Annotated in this window: 23 protein-coding genes; 13 read left to right on the forward strand and 10 right to left on the reverse strand. The window is 61.3% G+C overall.

Features of this window, described 5'->3' with window-relative positions; all coding sequences use genetic code 11:
- Nucleotides 1-75: 75 nt before the first annotated feature.
- Nucleotides 76-399, forward strand: coding sequence for a ComEA family DNA-binding protein (locus OGL93_RS03075; protein WP_263260895.1), 324 nt, complete (start codon nucleotides 76-78; stop codon nucleotides 397-399).
- A gap of 182 nt (nucleotides 400-581) precedes the next feature.
- A complete protein-coding gene (fabF, locus tag OGL93_RS03080) occupies nucleotides 582-1853 on the forward strand; it encodes a beta-ketoacyl-ACP synthase II (protein ID WP_263260896.1) in 1272 nt (423 codons plus the stop codon).
- A gap of 382 nt (nucleotides 1854-2235) precedes the next feature.
- Here the strand turns inward: fabF and OGL93_RS03085 are convergent, their stop codons facing one another.
- Both OGL93_RS03085 and OGL93_RS03090 read right to left on the reverse strand, forming a co-directional pair.
- Nucleotides 2236-2820: a TetR/AcrR family transcriptional regulator gene (locus OGL93_RS03085; RefSeq protein WP_263260897.1), complete on the reverse strand. Its 585-nt coding sequence runs from the start codon at nucleotides 2818-2820 to the stop codon at nucleotides 2236-2238.
- 87 nt (nucleotides 2821-2907) lie between these two features.
- Complete coding sequence (locus OGL93_RS03090; protein ID WP_263260898.1) at nucleotides 2908-3075, reverse strand: DUF2897 family protein; 168 nt, start codon at nucleotides 3073-3075, stop codon at nucleotides 2908-2910.
- Nucleotides 3076-3227: 152 nt separating this feature from the next.
- Between OGL93_RS03090 and pyrF the strand changes: the two genes are divergently transcribed.
- Nucleotides 3228-3929: an orotidine-5'-phosphate decarboxylase gene (pyrF, locus tag OGL93_RS03095; protein ID WP_263260899.1), complete on the forward strand. Its 702-nt coding sequence runs from the start codon at nucleotides 3228-3230 to the stop codon at nucleotides 3927-3929.
- A gap of 12 nt (nucleotides 3930-3941) precedes the next feature.
- Here pyrF and OGL93_RS03100 read toward each other — a convergent pair whose 3' ends face one another.
- The 5 genes from OGL93_RS03100 to OGL93_RS03120 form a co-directional block, all read right to left on the reverse strand.
- A complete protein-coding gene (locus tag OGL93_RS03100; protein ID WP_263260900.1) occupies nucleotides 3942-5135 on the reverse strand; it encodes a benzoate/H(+) symporter BenE family transporter in 1194 nt (397 codons plus the stop codon).
- 224 nt (nucleotides 5136-5359) lie between these two features.
- On the reverse strand, nucleotides 5360-5905 hold the full coding sequence (gene folE / locus OGL93_RS03105) for a GTP cyclohydrolase I FolE (RefSeq protein ID WP_263260901.1): 546 nt from the start codon (nucleotides 5903-5905) through the stop codon (nucleotides 5360-5362).
- 91 nt (nucleotides 5906-5996) lie between these two features.
- Nucleotides 5997-6554: a Smr/MutS family protein gene (locus OGL93_RS03110; RefSeq protein WP_263260902.1), complete on the reverse strand. Its 558-nt coding sequence runs from the start codon at nucleotides 6552-6554 to the stop codon at nucleotides 5997-5999.
- Nucleotides 6555-6588: 34 nt separating this feature from the next.
- Complete coding sequence (locus OGL93_RS03115; RefSeq protein ID WP_263260903.1) at nucleotides 6589-6912, reverse strand: hypothetical protein; 324 nt, start codon at nucleotides 6910-6912, stop codon at nucleotides 6589-6591.
- A 117-nt stretch (nucleotides 6913-7029) separates the two neighbouring features.
- Entirely contained in the window at nucleotides 7030-7620 is a 591-nt protein-coding gene (locus OGL93_RS03120) for a cysteine hydrolase family protein (RefSeq protein WP_263260904.1), read from the reverse strand.
- Nucleotides 7621-7756: 136 nt separating this feature from the next.
- Here OGL93_RS03120 and prmB point away from each other — a divergent pair, with 136 nt between their 5' ends.
- Entirely contained in the window at nucleotides 7757-8665 is a 909-nt protein-coding gene (gene prmB / locus OGL93_RS03125; RefSeq protein WP_263260905.1) for a 50S ribosomal protein L3 N(5)-glutamine methyltransferase, read from the forward strand.
- A gap of 478 nt (nucleotides 8666-9143) precedes the next feature.
- Here the strand turns inward: prmB and OGL93_RS03130 are convergent, their stop codons facing one another.
- Nucleotides 9144-9941: a hypothetical protein gene (locus tag OGL93_RS03130; RefSeq protein WP_263260906.1), complete on the reverse strand. Its 798-nt coding sequence runs from the start codon at nucleotides 9939-9941 to the stop codon at nucleotides 9144-9146.
- 59 nt (nucleotides 9942-10000) lie between these two features.
- Nucleotides 10001-10969, reverse strand: coding sequence for a lysophospholipase (locus OGL93_RS03135; protein ID WP_263260907.1), 969 nt, complete (start codon nucleotides 10967-10969; stop codon nucleotides 10001-10003).
- 134 nt (nucleotides 10970-11103) lie between these two features.
- Between OGL93_RS03135 and aroC the strand changes: the two genes are divergently transcribed.
- Genes aroC through mtnC form a run of 5 tightly spaced genes read left to right on the forward strand, consistent with a single transcriptional unit; the run spans nucleotide 11104 to nucleotide 15265 of the window.
- Nucleotides 11104-12198 (forward strand): chorismate synthase, encoded by a 1095-nt coding sequence (aroC, locus tag OGL93_RS03140; protein ID WP_263260908.1) that lies wholly within the window; start codon nucleotides 11104-11106, stop codon nucleotides 12196-12198.
- A 25-nt stretch (nucleotides 12199-12223) separates the two neighbouring features.
- Nucleotides 12224-13384 (forward strand): MFS transporter, encoded by a 1161-nt coding sequence (locus tag OGL93_RS03145; protein ID WP_263261104.1) that lies wholly within the window; start codon nucleotides 12224-12226, stop codon nucleotides 13382-13384.
- The gene (locus OGL93_RS03150) at nucleotides 13381-13995 is read left to right on the forward strand and encodes a methylthioribulose 1-phosphate dehydratase (RefSeq protein ID WP_263260909.1); all 615 of its coding nucleotides are present in this window, start codon (nucleotides 13381-13383) and stop codon (nucleotides 13993-13995) included. Before OGL93_RS03145 ends, OGL93_RS03150 begins: the two co-directional genes overlap by 4 nt.
- Nucleotides 13996-14021: 26 nt before the next feature.
- Nucleotides 14022-14567 carry an acireductone dioxygenase gene (locus OGL93_RS03155; protein WP_263260910.1) on the forward strand — a complete coding sequence of 182 codons (546 nt, stop codon included), beginning with the start codon at nucleotides 14022-14024 and terminating at the stop codon, nucleotides 14565-14567.
- A gap of 14 nt (nucleotides 14568-14581) precedes the next feature.
- Entirely contained in the window at nucleotides 14582-15265 is a 684-nt protein-coding gene (gene mtnC / locus OGL93_RS03160; protein ID WP_263260911.1) for an acireductone synthase, read from the forward strand.
- A 76-nt stretch (nucleotides 15266-15341) separates the two neighbouring features.
- Here the strand turns inward: mtnC and OGL93_RS03165 are convergent, their stop codons facing one another.
- Nucleotides 15342-15620, reverse strand: a complete 279-nt coding sequence (locus tag OGL93_RS03165) for a DUF3509 domain-containing protein (protein WP_263260912.1) — start codon at nucleotides 15618-15620, stop codon at nucleotides 15342-15344.
- Nucleotides 15621-15948: 328 nt separating this feature from the next.
- On the opposite strand from OGL93_RS03165, the gene OGL93_RS03170 reads away from it, so the two are divergent.
- From OGL93_RS03170 to speE, 4 genes are all read left to right on the forward strand, one after another.
- On the forward strand, nucleotides 15949-16476 hold the full coding sequence (locus OGL93_RS03170) for an ankyrin repeat domain-containing protein (RefSeq protein WP_263260913.1): 528 nt from the start codon (nucleotides 15949-15951) through the stop codon (nucleotides 16474-16476).
- A gap of 89 nt (nucleotides 16477-16565) precedes the next feature.
- A complete protein-coding gene (locus OGL93_RS03175; RefSeq protein WP_263260914.1) occupies nucleotides 16566-17099 on the forward strand; it encodes a hypothetical protein in 534 nt (177 codons plus the stop codon).
- Between the two features lie 57 nt (nucleotides 17100-17156).
- Complete coding sequence (locus OGL93_RS03180) at nucleotides 17157-17354, forward strand: PLD nuclease N-terminal domain-containing protein (protein WP_263260915.1); 198 nt, start codon at nucleotides 17157-17159, stop codon at nucleotides 17352-17354.
- 134 nt (nucleotides 17355-17488) lie between these two features.
- A complete protein-coding gene (speE, locus tag OGL93_RS03185) occupies nucleotides 17489-18349 on the forward strand; it encodes a polyamine aminopropyltransferase (RefSeq protein ID WP_263260916.1) in 861 nt (286 codons plus the stop codon).
- Nucleotides 18350-18373 lie beyond the last annotated feature (24 nt).

Here is an 18373-nt window from a genome sequence, read left to right on the forward strand (position 1 = left end):
GTATTCATATACCGCTCCGCTAAGGTACGTGCACGGCCCATGGAGCGCCGTGCCAACCTGCAAGGAGCATTCTCAATGCGCAAGTCCGCCCTTTCTTCCGCTTTCATCGCCATGCTGGCTATCACATCGTTTGCCGCTCAAGCAAATACCACTGACACCATGGCGGCCCCTATGGCCGATATGGCGATGGCCATGCCCCAAAACATGGTCAACTTGAACACTGCGGACGCTGCTACCTTGCAGAAAGAACTCGCTGGCATTGGCGCCGCCAAGGCTCAGGCCATCGTAGCGTTCCGTGAACAGAATGGCGCGTTCACATCAGTCGATGAGCTCCTGGAGGTGCAGGGTATTGGCAAGGCGTTGCTTGATAGGAACCGGAGCCGCCTCGCGATTAACTGACCTTTCATACGCTCGCCTCTTTTCGGAAAGGGGCGAGCGAATTTTTCAACGTTTTAAATGTTGGTTGACATCTAACAAGGAAGACTCGCAAGATTTTGCATTATGGTCATCATCAAATGCGAAGGGAGTCTTCATATGGCAATCCACTCACTACAACTCGTGGCGACCGATGGGTGGCCGTCATGACTATGCCCCGCATCGTGGTAACGGGTATGGGCGCTGTTTCTCCTTTGGGTACAGGGGTCGAGGCGAACTGGAGGCGCCTTTTGGCTGGTGAACCCGGCATTCGTGCGCTTGCGCCCGAAACAGCAGAGGGACTGTCGGTTACCGTAGCGGGCCAGGTGCCGTCGCTTTCTGCGGACCCGGTGGCGGGATTCGACCCGTCGGCGGTTGTACCACTGAAGGACCAGAAGAAAATGGCATCTTTTATCGTCTACGCCCTGGCTGCGGCGGCGGAGGCATTGCAACAGGCCGGATGGGCCCCAAAAGATGGTCGCTCCCGAGCCCGCACGGCTACCGTCATTGGCTCCGGAGTAGGTGGTTTTGGCGCCATTGCCGAAGCGGTGCGAATTACCGATGAGCGCGGGCCTAAACGGCTTTCGCCTTTTACCATACCGTCCTTTTTGGTGAACCTGGCTGCTGGACACGTTTCTATTCGGTATGGCTTCCAAGGGCCCATCGGGGCTCCGGTGACGGCCTGCGCCGCTGGAGTACAAGCTATCGGCGATGCTGCGCGGTTGCTGCGCGCGGGCGAGGCGGACATTGCTATCTGCGGTGGCAGCGAGGCGGCGATCGACAGGGTCAGCCTGGCCGGTTTCGCTGCGGCCAGATCCGTCTCTTGCAACCCTGTGGCCGCAGAGGCGTCACGCCCGTTCGACAAGGCCAGAGACGGTTTCGTGATGGGGGAAGGCGCGGGTCTATTGGTCATCGAGACGCTACAGCATGCGCAGGCGCGAGGTGCACAGCCGCTTGCGGAGTTGGTCGGCTATGGCACTTCGGCGGACGCCTACCACCTCACGGCAGCCCCTGAGGACGGCAATGGTGCTCAGCGAGCAATGCGCCAGGCACTGGCCCAGGCATGCCTTGGGCCGGAGCAAATCGGCCATATCAATGCCCACGCCACTTCGACATCTGTCGGCGACCATGCCGAGCTGCAGGCTATCCGGGCGGTGTTTGGCGAGGCGCCCGCATTGGCGATTTCGGCTACCAAATCGGCGACCGGACACTTATTGGGTGCAGCTGGAGGGCTAGAGGCAATCTTCACAGTTCTGGCGTTGCGGGAGCAGTCCGCTCCCCCGACGTTGAACTATAACGACCCGGACGAGGCGGTAGGCCGGCTATGCATAGTGGGCCCCCATGCGGCACAGCCATTGACCACAGAGTACGCACTATCTAACGGATTTGGTTTTGGAGGAGTAAACGCCAGTGTGATTTTCCGTCGCTGGGTGGAATAACGGCCCCAAATACCTATTGATCATTTTTTGTACAGGTTGGCAAACCTCCCGCAGTCCGGGGGGTTGCCCTCTCTTCCCCCAGGTTATACACAGCGTCGTGCAAGTTTTCGCTGGATAACCTTTTAGGAGGAGAAACAGGGGCTTATGAGGCGTGTTGATCCAGCGATGCTGGCGCGCAATCAGCGGATGTTTAAAAAATGATCAATACTTTTAAACCCTTGGCCGGCGGGGGTTGCAGAGACATGTACAAGGGTTATCCACATAGCCGTCCCCCTACTATGTGCACAACATCTGAAGAGCTGGCCAACATTTGCTCTAGATACGTTAGATCGCACCCGGCATCGGTTTCAACGCTCCAACCACAGCACATTCCCACGCTCCCTCACGTTTTCTTGGGATAACCTGCTTGCTGATCGATCCCAGCCTTGAGCACACGCTTGGCATCTTCCAGAATGCGCTCTGATAACGCTGCATCTTTTACGCTGCGGGACAGCACCAAGGCGCCTATAAGGGCGGATAAAATCACGCTGGCGTGTGCTTGGCTGTCATCCCCCGATAGATTTTGCGCAATCATTTCCAAGCGGCTAAGCACGGCTCCGTCCGCGATGTCGCTCGGTTCGCCGCGTTGGCCAAGTTCCGCGGCGATAGTCGGCAGGGGGCATCCCTGCTCAGGATGATCACGGTGGGCCTTGCTGAGGTAGCGGTCGATCAGCGTAGCGACCGGGGCCTCGGATCTGGCTGCATCGGCCGTCACTTGATCCATTTGAGCTGAGGCGTCACGCAGCGCTGTTTCAACGAGGGCCTGCTTGGAAGCGAAGTGAGCATAAAAACCGCCATGCGTCAGGCCCAACGCCTTCATCAGTGGTTGCAACCCCGTCCCAGCAATACCATCGCGGCGGAAGCGGGCGCTTGCCTCCTTTACGATGCGTTCGTACGTTTGCGCCTTGTGATCCTGGGAATATCGCATGGGGCCTCCAGGCAGTGATGAAATGTTGCTCAACATTCTATCACTATGGGCACAAGCCGCGCTTTGCGGTTTTAACGTACGTCGATGCTATCGGTCCTTGGCTTCCTTGGCGTCCATCTCGGCATTTCGCTCATGTACTCGCTTAAGCTGCTCTTCCGTCAAAGGCACTTTCTGTGCGCTCTGCTTGAGCATCATCAGCCCACCCACCATTGAGCCGATCGCTACTAATAGAATTAACCACGCGTACCAGGGCATATGAGTCTCCTTTACCGCTTCGAGTAACACTGCCTTATATTGGTTCAAGTATAGGGCCCGGAGCGCTGTCGGAACTCCCGCCCAAATGGCCTCCCCCTAGGGGATAAATTCGATACAATGCGCGCCGTTTCCGATCCTCGCCGAGAGCCCCCATGCCCATTTGCCAGTCGCCCGTCATTGTCGCCCTGGATTTCTCCACTCGCGAAGCCGCCCTGGCGCTGGCTGACCGTCTGGACCCACGCTTGTGCCGGGTCAAGGTGGGGAAAGAGCTGTTTACTAGCAGCGCGGCGGGCATCGTGGGGGCGCTGAACGATCGTGGCTTCGAAGTGTTCCTTGACCTGAAATTCCACGATATCCCCAACACCACCGCGATGGCCGTCAAAGCCGCAGCAGATATGGGGGTGTGGATGGTCAACGTGCATTGCTCAGGCGGCCTGCGAATGATGAGCGCATGCCGGGAGGTTCTGGAACAGAAAGGTGGGCACAAACCGCTGTTGATCGGTGTGACCGTGCTCACCAGCATGGAGCGCGAGGACCTGGCGGGCATTGGCCTGGATGTCGATCCACAGGAGCAGGTGCTGCGTTTGGCTGGCTTGGCGCAAAAGGCCGGGATGGACGGTCTGGTGTGCTCTGCCCTTGAAGCGCCAGCGCTCAAGGGTGCTTACCCGCAGCTGAAACTGGTAACCCCCGGCATTCGCCCGGCTGGCAGTGCCCAGGACGATCAGCGGCGCATCCTGACCCCGCGCCAGGCACTGGATGCGGGTTCGGATTACCTGGTTATCGGCCGCCCCATCAGCCAGGCGGCGGATCCCGCGCGGGCGCTGGCGGATGTCGTCGCAGAGCTCAACGGCTGAGCGCCCGGGCGTTCAAGCCTTGCGGCCGTAGTTGAGAATAAGCAGGGTGCTTACGCCCGCGACTATTCCCCAGAACGCCGACCCTATGGACAGCAGCGTCATCCCTGAGGCAGTAACCATGAAGGTAATCAGTGCCGCCTCCCGCTCCCCAGGTTCTGCCATTGCCTGAGTGAGCCCATTGACGATCGAGCCAAGCAACGCCAAGGCTGCTATCGATAGCACCAACTCCCGGGGAAAGGCCGCGAAGAGCGCGGCCAGCGTGGCGCCGAAGGTGCCGGCGATCCCATAGAAGATTCCGCACCATACCGCCGCGGTGTAGCGCTTGCGCGGATCTTCATGCGCTTGTGGCCCGGTGCAGATGGCGGCGCTGATGGCGGCGAGGTTAATGCCGTGGGAGCCGAACGGCGCCAGCAGCAACGAAGCGATCCCGGTAACCGAAACCAGCGGCGACGCGGCAACCTGATAGCCGTCGGCGCGTAGCACGGCCATGCCTGGCATATTCTGCGAAGTCATGCACACCACGAACAATGGAATGGCGATGCTGACCGTAGCGGCCAGTGAAAACGCCGGGGGCGTCCACACCGGTACTGCCAGTTGCAATCGCACTTCGCTGAAGTTGAGCAGCCCCAGGCACGCTGCGGCTGTCACACCCGCCAACAAGGCGACCAGTACTGCGTAGCGCGGCGAGGCACGTTTGCACACCAAGTAGCTGAAGAACATGCATAGCACCAGCAAGGTCTGGTGCTGTGCGGCAAGGAAGATCTCGCTGCCGATCCGGAACAGGATCCCCGCCAACAAGGCAGCGGCGAGGGCGCCTGGCAGCCTGCGCACCAGGCGCTCGAATGTGCCGGTCATGCCGCAGACGGTAACCAGCAGCGCGCAGGTCAGGTAGGCACCGATTGCCTCGGGATAGCTGACACCACCCAGGCTGGTGACCAGCAGCGCCGCGCCGGGGGTGGACCAGGCCACGGTAATCGGGGTGCGATAGCGCAACGACAGGCCAATGCTGCACAGCGCCATGCCGATGGACAGCGCCCAGATCCACGATGCGATCTGCGCCGTACTCAAGCCTGCCGCCTGGCCAGCCTGGTACATCAGGATCAGTGAGCTGGTGTAGCCGGTCATCATCGCGATGAAGCCTGCAACCACGGCGGAGGCCGAGGTGTCTGCCAAAGGGCGAGGGCGGGAAGAGGCGGTGCTGAACATGGCTGGCGAATCCCTTGCGTCTGTTCACGAAGGGTAACGCCGGGGCGTAGGGGAGGGGCCGTACAGCCGTGAAAACAATCGGCAATACAGTGGATCTAGGGTGGAGATCATGTAGGAGCCGGCAAAGCTGGCGAATGAACAGGGCTCCAGGCCATGACTGAATCGCCAATCGCCAATCGCCAATCGCCTTCGCCGGCGTCGCCCGCTCCTACACCGGTCTGGGTTTAGCGGATCAGGCTAAGAAACTCGCTGCGAGTTGCGGCATTACTACGAAACTCACCCAGCATCACCGAGGTGATCATGGTGGAATTCTGCTTCTCAACGCCGCGCATCATCATGCACATATGCTTGGCTTCGACCACCACCGCCACACCCGCAGCGCCGGTCACCTGAAGCACCGCATCGGCAATCTGCCGGCTGAGGTTTTCCTGGATCTGCAGGCGACGGGCATACATATCCACGATCCGTGCGACCTTCGACAGCCCAAGCACCTTGCCGTTGGGCAGGTAGGCTACGTGAGCCTTGCCAATAAAGGGCAGCATGTGATGCTCGCACAGCGAGTACAGCTCGATATCCTTGACCAGCACCATTTCGCTGTTATCAGAGCTGAACAAGGCGCCATTGGTCACCTCTTCGAGGGTTTGCTCGTAGCCGCGGCAAAGGTATTGCATCGCTTTGGCGGCGCGCTTGGGCGTATCGAGCAAGCCCTCACGGGAGATGTCCTCGCCGATCTGGCCGAGGATGGCACTGTATTGCTGTTCCAGGGACATGGATTTACCTGTAAGGGGTTTTTAAGCAGGCGCGTAGGTTAAGGCGCGCAAGGGGGCGCCGCAAGTGCACCGCCCGAGAAGGGGAGGCGGGCTATTCGTCGCGGCCTTCGAGCATGGTCCTGCGCAGCATCACATAAACCGCGCCGGTGCCACCATGGCGAGGCTGGCACGAGGTGAAGCCAAGCACCTGCGCATGCTGGCGCAGCCAGGTGTTCACGTGACTTTTGATCATCGGTCGCTTGCCATCGAGGCGCGCGGCCTTGCCGTGAGTGACGCGGACGCAGCGGATTTCCAGGCGCGCCGCTTCGGCAAAGAAGTCCCACAGCGTTTCCCGGGCTTTCTCCACCGGCATGCCATGAAGGTCCAGGCTGCCCTCGAAGGGAATCTGCCCGAGCTTGAGCTTGCGCATCTGGCTTTCCTGCACGCCATCCCGGGCCCAGTGCAAGTCATCTTCGGCGCCTACGTCGATGACGAATTGGTCCGACAGTCCATCGACTACCTTTACATCCTGGCGCACCGTAGCGGCCTGGCGCAGGGCCTGCAAACGCTCGCGATCTGCTCGCGGCTTGCCGGTGTCGGCGCGATCATGGCGCAACGGTTTCACGCCGCGCACTTGGGCCTGGAACAGGGAAAAATCGTCGTCTTGCATATTTGCCTCCAAACAGGAAGCCAGTCTACGCGAGTCAGTCGTGCTTTTTCATCAGGTGCGGCGCCAGGTTCAAATCCTGGGTACGCCGCATGCGACGGCGGCTGCGCCGCCACACGATGATGCCCAGATAGAGGAACAGCAAGCCAAACACGACCTGGATGATCGCCCCCGTGGTGCTGGTGTCGAGGCCTTCCACGGCAGGTGGGCGGCCCAGCAGGCTGGCTGCGCCAGCCATGCCCAGCAGTATGCCAAAGGTCGCTAGCAGCGCCGCGAAGGTTGCACTCAACCGCATCCGCCACCGGTTTGGACCGCGAGGGCGAAGCCGGCGAGCGTCGAAACCGTCGTCGGATAGCTTCATCGGGAGTTCCTCAGGTGAATACCGGGCCTTCGACCCGCTGTGCGGGCTCGGGTTCCGGGGTGTGCGGTAATCGGCTCGCAGGGGCCGTGATGAACGACGGACGGCGCTCGCCGAAGCTTAGATGACGTTAGCGGTCGAAGTTACGGCGGCGAAGTTATCGGCCATGGTCGCCATGCCTACCTGCTTGACCTGTTCGGCGCTGAGCACGCCACCCTTGTAAGGCAGGTCGCGGGTAGCGCAGGCGTCTTCGATCAGGGTGCAGCGATAACCGTAGTCCTTGGCGGCGCGAATGGTGGTGCTGACGCTCGAATGAGTCATGAAGCCGCACACGATCAGGTCGAGGTGGCCAAGCTCTTGAAGCCGTTTATGCAGGTCGGTGTCGTTGAACGCATTGGGCATGCGTTTTTCAATGATGTGTTCGCCTTCGAGCGGTGCGGCCTTGTCGATAAACCGGCCGCGTTCCCCCTGAGGGTCGAACAGGCCGCCGGGGATGCCCAGGTGCTTGACGTGGACAATGGGCCGCTTGGCCTTGCGCGCGGCGTCCAGCAGCAGAGCGATGTGGTCGACGGCTTCGTCAATGCCGGACAACGCCAGAGGCCCGCTCAGGTACTCTTTCTGCGCGTCGATAATGATCAGCGTGGCATTGCTCAGAGTAAACGGCGGGTAGCCGCGACCGCTGAGTTGAAACATCGTCTTGACATCGGGCATCAGGGGCTCCTTTGGATAGGGCTTTTGCCATATTCTCCACTGCCCAAGCCGTTATGGGAATCACCGCGATGCGAAGTCGCGCCTGCCGGGGCCTGGGGCTGGTAGAATCGAGGGCAGTTTGTTCAAGGAGCTTGCCGTGATCACTACCCGCCTGCGCACCCTGCGCGACCACATTCGTTGGGCGGTCAGCCGCTTCCATGCCGAGGGGCTTTATTTCGGCCATGGCACCGATAACGCCTGGGACGAAGCACGGCAGCTGGTGGTAGGGGCTTTGCACCTGCCCTGGGATATCAGCGATGCCTATCTCGATTGCCGGCTGGAGGACGACGAACTGAGCCACGTGCAACACCTGTTGCGCCGGCGAATCAAAGAGCGCATTCCCGCAGCCTATCTGCTAGGTGAGGCATGGTTCTGCGGGCTGCCATTTATCGTCGATCAGCGGGTGCTGATTCCGCGGTCCCCCATCGCCGAGCTGATCGGCCAGCGCTTCGCCCCTTGGCTGGATGGCGCCCCGGCACGGGTTCTTGACCTGTGCACGGGTTCGGGTTGCATCGGCATCGCCTGTGCAGACGCGTTCCCCGCCGCCGAGGTAGTGCTCGCCGACCTGTCCTTCGACGCACTGGAAGTGGCCAACCAGAACATCGAGCGGCATGAGTTGGAAGCCCGGGTATTCACGGTGCAGGGTGACGGTTTCGCCGGCCTGCCAGGGCAGCGCTTCGACCTGATCGTTTCGAACCCGCCTTACGTCGATGCCGAAGACTTCGCGGACATGCCCGCCGAGTACCATCACGAGCCCGCGCTGGGCCTGGCCTGCGGCGACGACGGCCTGGACCTGGTGCGACGGATGCTCGCCGAGGCGGCCGACCATCTCACCGAACAGGGGCTGCTGGTGGTGGAAGTGGGCAATAGCCAGGTGCATGTAGAGGCTCTCTACCCCGAAGTGGACTTCACTTGGTTCGAGTTCGAACAGGGTGGGCACGGGGTGTTTGGATTGACCGCCGCCCAATGCCGGCAACACCAGGCGCTGTTTGCCTCGCGGGTATAGGCCCCCAGCCAACTGGACGCAGGGTTCGCAGGCTGTCGCCAGCTCCTACCTGATTCTCACCGACGGGGGGTAGGCGCGTGCGAAGCCCGCGAACAGGTGTTTACGGTTCGGTTCGCAGGCTGTCGCCAGCTCCTACCTGATTTCTCACCGACGGGGGGTAGGAGCGTGCGAAGCCCGCGAACAGGTGTTTACGGTTCGGTTCGCCGGTTACCGCCAGCTCCTACCTGACTTTCACCGACGGGGTAGGAGCGTGCGAAGCCCGCGAACAGGTGTTCATGATTCGGTTCGCCGGCTGTCGCCAGCTCCTACCTGATTCGCACCGACGGGGGTAGGAGCGTGCGAGGCCCGCGAACAGGTGTTCACGGTTCGGTTCGCAGGCTACCGCCAGCGCCTACCTGATTTTCACCGACGGGGGGTAGGAGCGTGCGAAGCCCGCGAACAGGTATTTACGGTTCGGTTCGCCGGCTACCGCCAGCACCTACCGATGCGTTGCTATCCAGATCAGCAACGCCGCCTGGAACACCGCAAAGGCGATCAGGCAACCGATGGTAAAGCGCAGGCCCCCATCCTCTCGGCGGTATTTGTTGATCCGCTCCTCATGCTTGCGCAGTTTTACCTCCAGCTCCTGCAGGCTTTTATCGGCCAGTTGCAGCAAGGTGGCGCTATCCAGCGTGTTTACCCGCTGCAGCTTCTCCGCATTCCAGGAAGGCAGAAGGGCACTGACGCGGGTATCTTTGTAGCGCCCCTTCAGGTGCTGAGCGTCGGCGTATTCCACATCCAGGCCATGGGTACGCAGCACGTGATCGCGACGCTGACGGGTATCCTCCACCAGCGCATCACGGTTGGGCAGTTCAACGCCATCGATTCGATACGCCGGCCAGCGCGCAGTTGCCCAACTGGCCGCCTGGGCCAGAAGGAAGCGGCCAAGGCCGCGGTTAGGGGGCTCGATGCTGAGGGTCTCCGGTACACTCCACACCCGTTGCTCCAAGTGATCGGCCCACAGGTCGAGGCAGTTCTGCTCTTTGCGTACGCGTTGGCCTGGCAATTCGATGTTCAAGCGCAGCAGGCTGTAGCGCTCGCCATGCCGCTCGGCCCAACCGAACTGTACGAAGCGCAACGGCCGTGGGCCCGTTGTGCGGTCGCTGGGTTGGGCGGCCAGGCGCAGCAATTCATAGTGTTCGGGGGCTACTTCAGCCCAAGGAAGGTTTGGCAGCTCGGCTTCCGGCGCCGCCACGGCCTCCTCGGCTGGCGCCTCGTGCAAAGGGGTTTCAGACATATCGGCGATCCTCTAACTACACAAGGTATCGGCGATCGATACAAATTCTGAAGCACCCTTCAGGGGTTCGCCTTGATGAAGGTCGCCAACGCTTCGGCCAAACCCGCTGCCAACGGCAGGCCAGGATTGTTGTAGGAGGCAAGCTGCTGTTTCAGGTCCATGGGTACGATACGCAGGACATGGTTCATACCCGGGATCAATACCTTGTGGGCGCGCGGGTTGGCAGCCGTCAGCGCGTCGGCGTCTGCCACGCTCACCTGAATATCGTGTTCGCCCTGGATTACCAGCACCGGCACCTGCAAGGCAGCAAACGCCTGCGCCGGATCCTGGCGGAACAGGGAGATCAAGTAAGGCTGCACGCTGGGGCGGAACACCACCTGCAAAGGCGGCGGCACCTGGTCGTCAAGCTGGCCGGCTTTCAACTCCGCCAGCAACTGCTCGCTACGGGCATAGAGGTCGGCGGGCAGCCGCTCGTGCAGTTGCTCTCGCAGCACCTGGTCGATTGGCCGGCCGCTGCCCGCAAGGGTCACCACTGCCACCGCGCAGGTGTGCGGCGCTGCCAGCGTGGCGATCAGCGCGCCTTCGCTATGCCCAAGCAGGGTCAGTGCGCCGAAGCGCGGATCCTGGCTCAGCAAGCGAGCCCACGCCGCCGCGTCCGCGACGTATTGTTCAACGCTGAGGCTACGCTCATCTGGCGCCAGGGGTAGGCCGCTGGCCACCCCGCGTTTGTCATAGCGCACGCTGGCGATCCCTGCTCTCGCCAGCGCCCAGGCGAGCTTTTTCAGGCTATCGGTGCGCCCGGCGTCGCTATTGTTGCCATCGCGGTCGGTGGCTCCGGAGCCCGAAATAATCAATACCACTGGCACTGGCTGGCTAGCGCGCGGCAGCAAGAGGCTGCCATGCAGAGTGCCGCTACCGGTGTCGAGGTCAATAGGCCGCTGCAAAATGGATGCAGCCGCAGTGCTAGGCGCGGCCTGGACCAGGGAAGTTAGAAACAGGGCAAGCAGGATCAAAAAGCGCGACATCATGGGCCATCGTGACAGGGGAAGGGTTGGACCGAAGCGGCCCGGCGAAGGTTCGGCAAAGGGTGAACTGGCTCGCCACCCTGCGTATACTGGCCGGCCCCATGTTTCATCCAGATTCATCTCGCGGAGCCTCTCGCATGTCTGGCAATACCTTCGGCAAGCTGTTCACCGTCACCACCGCTGGCGAAAGCCATGGCCCTGGGCTGCTGGCCATCGTCGACGGTTGCCCGCCAGGTCTTGCGTTGGATGTTGCCGACCTGCAGCGTGATCTGGATCGCCGCAAACCCGGCACCAGCCGCCACACTACGCAGCGGCAGGAGGCGGACGAGGTGGAAATTCTTTCCGGGGTTTTCGAGGGGCATACCACCGGTACGCCAATCGGCCTGCTGATCCGCAACACCGACCAGAAGTCCAAGGACTACTCGGCGATCAAGGACATCTTCCGTCCCGCTCATGCGGACTACACCTACCATCATAAATATGGCGTGCGGGACTACCGTGGGGGTGGTCGCAGTTCGGCACGGGAGACAGCCATGCGTGTGGCGGCAGGGGCAATCGCCAAGAAATACCTTGCCACCCGCGGCATCGAGGTCCGCGGCTACATGAGCCAGCTCGGCCCCATCGAGATTCCTTTCGTAAGCTGGGATAGCGTGGGGCAGAACGCGTTCTTCAGCGCCGACCCGGCCAAGGTCCCTGAACTCGAAGCCTACATGGACCAACTGCGCCGTGATCAGGATTCGGTCGGGGCGAAAATCACCGTGGTCGCCGATGGAGTAATGCCAGGCTTGGGAGAGCCAATCTTCGACCGCCTGGATGCCGACCTCGCTCACGCCCTGATGAGCATCAACGCGGTCAAGGGCGTGGAGATAGGCGCAGGTTTCGCCAGCGTGGCCCAACGGGGCAGCGAGCATCGTGATGCGTTGACCCCGGGCGGGTTCTTGGGCAACAACGCCGGCGGCATCCTCGGTGGCATTTCCTCCGGCCAGCCGATCATTGCCCACCTGGCACTCAAGCCCACGTCCAGCATCACTACGCCGGGGCAGTCGATCGACGCCCATGGCCAGCCCGTGGACATGATCACCAAGGGCCGTCACGACCCCTGCGTGGGCATCCGCGCGACGCCGATCGCCGAGGCAATGATGGCCATCGTGTTGATGGACCATCTGTTGCGCCATCGCGGGCAGAACGCGGACGTTCAAGTCACTACCCCCGTGCTGGGCCAGCGGGCATGACGTCGGCCCCTGCCGCCTGCCGGGCCTGACCGGCGTGGCGGCTCCCTACTGGCGGTTATCGGGCTTTTACTTTTTCTATTTCGCCTTGCTGGGCGCCACCGCCCCGTTCCTCGCGCCTTACCTCGCCTACCTGGGCTTCGCACCGGCTCGGATCGGCGAGCTGGTGGCCATTCCCATGGCGATGCGTTGCGTTGCGCCGCACCTGTGGGGTTGGCTAGGCGACCGCAGCGGCCAGCGGCTGCGCATCGTGCGCTTCGGCGCGGCCGCGACCCTGGCAAGCTTTGCCTTGATCTTCCTGGATAAAAGCTACGCCTGGTTGGCATTGGTCATGGGGCTGCATGCGTTCTTCTGGCATGCGGTATTGCCCCAGTTCGAAGTGATTACCCTGGCGCACTTGCATCAGCAGCCCACTCGTTATGGGCAGGTGCGGCTGTGGGGCTCCATCGGCTTTATCGCTGCGGTGGTCGCGCTGGGCAAATGGATCGAGCTGCACGGGCCGGGCGGGTATCCCTACACGGTGGTAATCATCATGGCGGGCATCCTTCTGGCCAGTGCCTGGGTGCCAGCGCCCGCGCGCGGGGCTGAGGAGATCGCCCAGGCGCTTGCAGGCGATGGATTCCTCGCCCGCTTGCGCCAGCCCGGGGTGGTGAATTTCTATCTCTGCGTGGGGCTGTTGACCCTGAGCCACGGCCCGTATTACACCTTCTTCAGTATTCACCTCGCGCAGCTAGGGTACAGCGGCGCAATGATCGGCTTGTGCTGGGCCCTAGGGGTCGCCGCGGAGGTGGTGATGTTCATGGTCATGCCTCGGCTGCTCGGGCGCTGGTCGGTCGATACCATTCTCGCCGCGAGTTTTATCCTTGCCGCATTGCGCTGGCTGCTGCTCGGCGGGCTGGCTGGGGAGCTGTGGGTACTGCTGGTGGCGCAGCTGCTGCACGCCGCAACCTTTGGCAGTTTCCACGCGGCGGCCATCCAGAAAGTACGAGTGACCTTTGGGTTACGGTACCAAGGGCAAGGGCAGGCGCTTTATGCCGCGCTTGCAGGGGTCGGTGGCGCATTGGGCGCACTGTATTCAGGCTACGCCTGGCAGGCTTTGGGGGCGTTTGGCACCTTCGCCTTAGGCAGCGTGGCCGCGCTGGCCGCCGCCGTTATGATCGTAGTTTTCAACAAGAAGGAGCCGGTATGACCCCGGATCGCGCAACGCTGGCCCGGCAAATTATCGAGGCCGGTCGCTTCCTCTATTCCCGCGGCTGGTCTCCTGCAACCAGCAGCAATTACTCTACGCGGTTGTCGGCCAGCGAGGCACTGCTGACAGTGTCGGGCAAGCACAAGGGCCAGCTGACCGAAGAGGACGTGCTGGCCACCGACATGGCCGGCAACAGCCTCGAGCCGGGCAAGCGGCCGTCGGCTGAAACCCTTTTGCATACCCAGCTGTACAGCTGGGATTCGCGCATCAAGGCTGTGCTGCATACCCATTCGGTCAACGCCACCGTGCTGTCGCGCGCAACCGAGGGTATGCAACTGGTCTTCGAAGACTACGAGCTGCAAAAGGCGTTCAGCGGCATCGCCACCCATGAAAGCCGAGTGGTTGTGCCGATCTTCGAAAACGACCAGGACATTGCCCGCCTGGCTAGCCACGTGCAACCCTGGCTTGCCGCGCATCCTGACTGCGTGGGCTACCTGATTCGCGGGCACGGGTTGTACACCTGGGGCGGCTCGATGCAGGACACGCTGCGTCAGGTCGAGGCGTTCGAGTTCCTGTTCGAATGTGAATTAAAGATGCGCGCGGTACGCTGAGAACCGCTCAACCGAGGAGCCGCAAGATGAGCTGCCTGACCGTTTACCACGAAAGCACGCCGGATATCCCCAATAAGGTGCTCACCCATATAGAGGACATCGCCGCCACGCTGGCCGAGCATAACGTGCGGTTCGAGCGCTGGCAGGCATCGGCCCCGATCCAGCCCGGAGCAAGCCCGGAGGTGGTGATCGATGCTTATCGTGACCAGATCGACCGGTTGATGACTGAGTGCGGCTATATCACCGTGGATGTGGTGAGCCTGGCCAGCGATCATCCAGACAAAGCGGCGCTGCGTGAAAAGTTTCTCGAAGAACACCGCCACGGCGAGGATGAGGTTCGCTTTTTCGTCGCCGGGCGGGGCCTGTTCACCCTGCACTTGGGTGAATACGTGTATGCCGTTCTTTGTGAAAAGAACGACCTTATTTCCGTCCCTGCCGGGACGCCCCATTGGTTTGACATGGGCGAGCATCCACACTTTGTAGCAATCCGCTTGTTCAATAATGCCGAAGGGTGGGTCGCCCAGTTCACTGGCGAATCCATAGCCCAGCGCTTCCCCCGCCTCGACGATTAACCAAGGACTTTTTCATGCCGATCAAGGCCATACTCACTGACATCGAAGGCACCACCAGCGCGGTCAGCTTCGTCTACGACGTGCTGTTTCCCTATGCCGCGGCCAAGCTGCCCGGGTTTATTCGGGCGAGCTACGGGGATGCCGAAGTGGCCGTGCAATTGGCTGCCGTGCGGGCGGAAGCAGCGGAGCCGGCAGCCAACCTGGAGCGAATCCTCGAGATTTTGCTCGGCTGGATGCAGGAGGATCGCAAGTCCACCCCCCTCAAGGCTCTGCAAGGCAAGGTGTGGCAACAAGGTTATGCAAGCGGCGAGCTGAGAGGGCATGTTTATCCAGACGCGGTAGAAGCGCTTCAGCGCTGGTACGAACATGGCTATGGGCTTTACGTGTACTCCTCCGGCTCGATCCAGGCGCAAAAACTGATTTTTGGCTGTTCTGAAGCTGGAGATTTGACCGGGCTGTTTTCGGGATATTTCGATACCACCAGCGGTGGCAAGCGGGAGCCGGAGGCGTATCGCGGCATCGCCCAGGCGATTGGGCTGCCAACGCAGAATATTCTGTTCTTGTCTGATGTGGCGGCGGAGCTAGATGCGGCAAAAGCCGCTGGGATGAGAACCTGCGGGCTGGCTCGGGAGGGCGCGTTGGTTGCGGATCATCCCGTGGTCGTCAGTTTCAGCGATATCGAGCCGTCGCGGATGTAGCAGGTTCGTCATTATAAATTCGCCGTTGGCTCCTCCGCGAAAACCTGGCTGCGGGGAGTCAGCGACGAAAAACCGCTCAGGCCGAATGATAGGTCGGCAGGGCAAAGCGATTCTGGCTTTGCAGCAGATGGATGTCCGGCAGTTGGCTGACTTCACCAGCCAGATCGCGACGGATCGCATTGATGACCCAGGACAGCTGCTCAGGGGTATTGAGTTGGGAATACGAGATGGAGCGGCGAGTCTGTCTGCCGTCGGCGCCACGCAGGGTAAGCAGTACGGCACCGTCGGGGCGGGGCTGGGTGACAACGTCATACTCAGCGAACAGGCTAGCGAATTTTTCTTGGAGGAATTCCATCTGGCGACTCCTTGGCGTATCCAATGGGCAGGCTTTGCAAGGAGAGTTGCAGCGAATGTGCCAAGTTTTACATAAAAGTAAATTCCTTTGATTTCAGCCACTTAGCTGAATTGAGGAATTTCCCCTGTCGTGCAAACTGCAAGGTAGGGGGGAGGGAAGGATGCATTTTGCGTGATCGCCGTCACAGTTCATCCGGCTTATGATCGGGCTTACAACGTTTGACATCATTTTGCCCATAAATTCCCTTGCCCCTCCTCATAGACGTGCGCTGTTGACCAGCGGTTGGGGTCTCGTGAACACTGCGCCAACCGTTAAGCAGGAGGCAGAGATGTCCGAGTCAACCGCACCCCATGTCATGACCGAAGATGAAGCCGCGGAATTCGCCGCGCAGGTGTTCGATGTGGCCCGTACAGGCGACGCCGATACCCTGCAGAAGTTGCTGGAACGCGGGTTGCCGGTAAACCTGCGCAACCAGAATGGCGATACCTTGTTGATGCTGGCGAGTTACCACGGCCATCTCTCGGCGGCTGAAACGCTGTTGAAGGCCGGCGCCGACGCCAATATCGCTAACGATAAGAACCAGCTCCCATTGGCCGGGGCGGCCTTCAAGGGCAATCTGGACATGGCTCGGTTGCTGATAAGCCATGGGGCCCAAGTGAACGGTTGCGCGGCGGACGGCCGTACCGCACTGATGATGGCGGCGATGTTCAATCGCACGGATTTTGTAACCTACTTGCTTGAACAGGGCGCGGACCTACATGCCCGGGACATCGGCGGAATAGACGCACTGGGGGCGGCACGGGCGATGGGTGCGCAAGCGACCCTCGCCCAGCTTGGCGATTTGGCAAGCAACTAAGGCACGCCTGCGGCCACCCGGCCTTGCACGTCAAATGGGTTACGGCGGTTCTGGTATGCTGGGCCGCCTTGTAACCGACAGACCGTCTCATGCAAAGCCTGCTGACCGACCTCATCACCTGCATCAGTTCCGGGTGCATGGCCGACGACCAGATCGCCCGTGTCGCTACCGAGGCCGCGGCCGCCTATGCGGACCCGGAGGCCTTCCTGGCCGCCAACCCGGACGTCAACTACGACGACAGCTTTCCTATTCCTCTGGGGGAGTGGGTCGTTGTGGGGAGCCTCCCCGATACCGTCCTGTTCCAGGCTGATTCCTATGCTGAGCTGCTCGAACAGATCATCAGCTCGTTCGGCCCCGATGTGCCGTTCAACATCAAGCCGAAGCAATTGCTGAAGGTGGAGCCGCTAACGGCAGCGAATCGCTTACAGATCCAGCTGTCGAGCATGAACCGGGAGGCCGGTGGTTACGTGCTCCTCAACTTCAGTCGGTTGCTGGACACCGAGCTGCAAGCAGTGCTGGTGTACGGAAACGATCTGCCGAGGGTTCTGGCCCTGTGCGAGCAGGCCTTCATCTATGCCGTTCCGGCGCTCGAGGCGCTCAAGGCCGGGGACGCAGAGGCCTGACGGAACCGCCGGCCAATGGAATGACCTAACGGCGGTATATCCCAACCGGAGCGCATCATGGGTGCAACGTTCAACGGCCTGTTCGGCCTTATTGTTCTGGCCCTGGATATCTGGGCCATCCTTCACGTGCTCAAGAGCGGGGAAGAGGTTGGCATCAAGGTGCTATGGGTGCTGCTGATCGCGATCGTTCCAGTCTTGGGGCTGATTATCTGGGCTATCCTCGGCCCGCGCGGCAACCTCCGCCGGGGGCTGTAAGAAATACTTCCCCTGAAAACATTTCGTACAGACCCGCCGGTTCCCGGGTTCGCCATGCGCCCGGGTACGTCGTAGAATGCGCCCCTTTCTAATGTCGGCGGCCGTGCTGCCGTCGAGTGACCGGGGGCATGAACATGAGCGAATACCAGGAAACCCTCTACGAGGGCTATGGCCAGCGTTTCCGCATGGAGAAGCTGCTGCACGAAGTGCGGACCGAGCATCAGCACCTGGTGATTTTCCAGAACCCGGTCATGGGCCGGGTAATGGCGCTGGATGGCGTGATCCAGACCACCGAGGCCGATGAGTTCATCTATCACGAGATGCTTACCCATCTGCCCTTGCTGGCCCACGGAGCGGCGCGTCGGGTACTGATCATCGGCGGCGGCGATGGCGGCATGCTCCGGGAGGTGGCCAAGCACCCGGGTGTGGAGCACATCACCATGGTCGAGATCGACGGGACCGTGGTCGAGATGTGCAAGACGTTCCTGCCCAACCATTCCAGTGGCGCCTTCGAAGATTCCCGACTGAACCTGGTGATCGACGACGGCATGCGCTTCGTTTCGACCACTGACGAAAAGTTCGACGTCATCATTTCAGACTCCACCGATCCGATCGGGCCGGGTGAAATCTTATTCACCGAAAACTTTTATCAGGCGTGCCATCGTTGCCTAGCCGACGGCGGCATCCTGGTGACTCAGAACGGCACGCCCTTCATGCAGCTCGAGGGGGTCCGCACGACTGCCGGGCGCCTGCGTGGGCTATTTGCCGACTGGCATTTCTACCATGCGGCGGTGCCCACCTATATCGGCGGGGCCATGACCTTCGCCTGGGGCGCGACCCGGCCGGAATACCGCAAGCTTTCGCTGGAAACGCTGCGTGCCCGCTTCGCCGGCAGTGGCATCGTTACCCGTTACTACAACCCGGAGATTCACCTTGGTGCCTTCGCCTTGCCCCAATACGTGCTGCAGGCCGTGAACAAACCGAGCAACGACTGAGCCGGCGCCCAGGGCTCGGCTTTA

Origin of the sequence: Pseudomonas sp. RIT-PI-S (assembly GCF_025642975.1) — a bacterium.
GTDB lineage: Bacteria > Pseudomonadota > Gammaproteobacteria > Pseudomonadales > Pseudomonadaceae > Aquipseudomonas.

Bases quoted from the DNA above. Each gene is read 5' to 3' on its own strand.
- OGL93_RS03180 (WP_263260915.1), top strand. From the start codon at position 17,157: ATGGGTGCAACGTTCAACGGCCTGTTCGGCCTTATTGTTCTGGCCCTG.
- OGL93_RS03115 (WP_263260903.1), bottom strand. From the start codon at position 6,912: ATGAAGCTATCCGACGACGGTTTCGACGCTCGCCGGCTTCGCCCTCGC.
- OGL93_RS03130 (WP_263260906.1), bottom strand. From the start codon at position 9,941: ATGTCTGAAACCCCTTTGCACGAGGCGCCAGCCGAGGAGGCCGTGGCG.
- OGL93_RS03085 (WP_263260897.1), bottom strand. From the start codon at position 2,820: ATGCGATATTCCCAGGATCACAAGGCGCAAACGTACGAACGCATCGTA.
- OGL93_RS03075 (WP_263260895.1), top strand. From the start codon at position 76: ATGCGCAAGTCCGCCCTTTCTTCCGCTTTCATCGCCATGCTGGCTATC.
- pyrF (WP_263260899.1), top strand. From the start codon at position 3,228: ATGCCCATTTGCCAGTCGCCCGTCATTGTCGCCCTGGATTTCTCCACT.
- OGL93_RS03110 (WP_263260902.1), bottom strand. From the start codon at position 6,554: ATGCAAGACGACGATTTTTCCCTGTTCCAGGCCCAAGTGCGCGGCGTG.
- OGL93_RS03175 (WP_263260914.1), top strand. From the start codon at position 16,566: ATGCAAAGCCTGCTGACCGACCTCATCACCTGCATCAGTTCCGGGTGC.
- OGL93_RS03090 (WP_263260898.1), bottom strand. From the start codon at position 3,075: ATGCCCTGGTACGCGTGGTTAATTCTATTAGTAGCGATCGGCTCAATG.
- OGL93_RS03170 (WP_263260913.1), top strand. From the start codon at position 15,949: ATGTCCGAGTCAACCGCACCCCATGTCATGACCGAAGATGAAGCCGCG.
- speE (WP_263260916.1), top strand. From the start codon at position 17,489: ATGAGCGAATACCAGGAAACCCTCTACGAGGGCTATGGCCAGCGTTTC.
- folE (WP_263260901.1), bottom strand. From the start codon at position 5,905: ATGTCCCTGGAACAGCAATACAGTGCCATCCTCGGCCAGATCGGCGAG.
- OGL93_RS03135 (WP_263260907.1), bottom strand. From the start codon at position 10,969: ATGATGTCGCGCTTTTTGATCCTGCTTGCCCTGTTTCTAACTTCCCTG.
- OGL93_RS03100 (WP_263260900.1), bottom strand. From the start codon at position 5,135: ATGTTCAGCACCGCCTCTTCCCGCCCTCGCCCTTTGGCAGACACCTCG.
- OGL93_RS03120 (WP_263260904.1), bottom strand. From the start codon at position 7,620: ATGCCCGATGTCAAGACGATGTTTCAACTCAGCGGTCGCGGCTACCCG.
- OGL93_RS03165 (WP_263260912.1), bottom strand. From the start codon at position 15,620: ATGGAATTCCTCCAAGAAAAATTCGCTAGCCTGTTCGCTGAGTATGAC.
- mtnC (WP_263260911.1), top strand. From the start codon at position 14,582: ATGCCGATCAAGGCCATACTCACTGACATCGAAGGCACCACCAGCGCG.
- OGL93_RS03155 (WP_263260910.1), top strand. From the start codon at position 14,022: ATGAGCTGCCTGACCGTTTACCACGAAAGCACGCCGGATATCCCCAAT.
- fabF (WP_263260896.1), top strand. From the start codon at position 582: ATGACTATGCCCCGCATCGTGGTAACGGGTATGGGCGCTGTTTCTCCT.
- OGL93_RS03150 (WP_263260909.1), top strand. From the start codon at position 13,381: ATGACCCCGGATCGCGCAACGCTGGCCCGGCAAATTATCGAGGCCGGT.
- aroC (WP_263260908.1), top strand. From the start codon at position 11,104: ATGTCTGGCAATACCTTCGGCAAGCTGTTCACCGTCACCACCGCTGGC.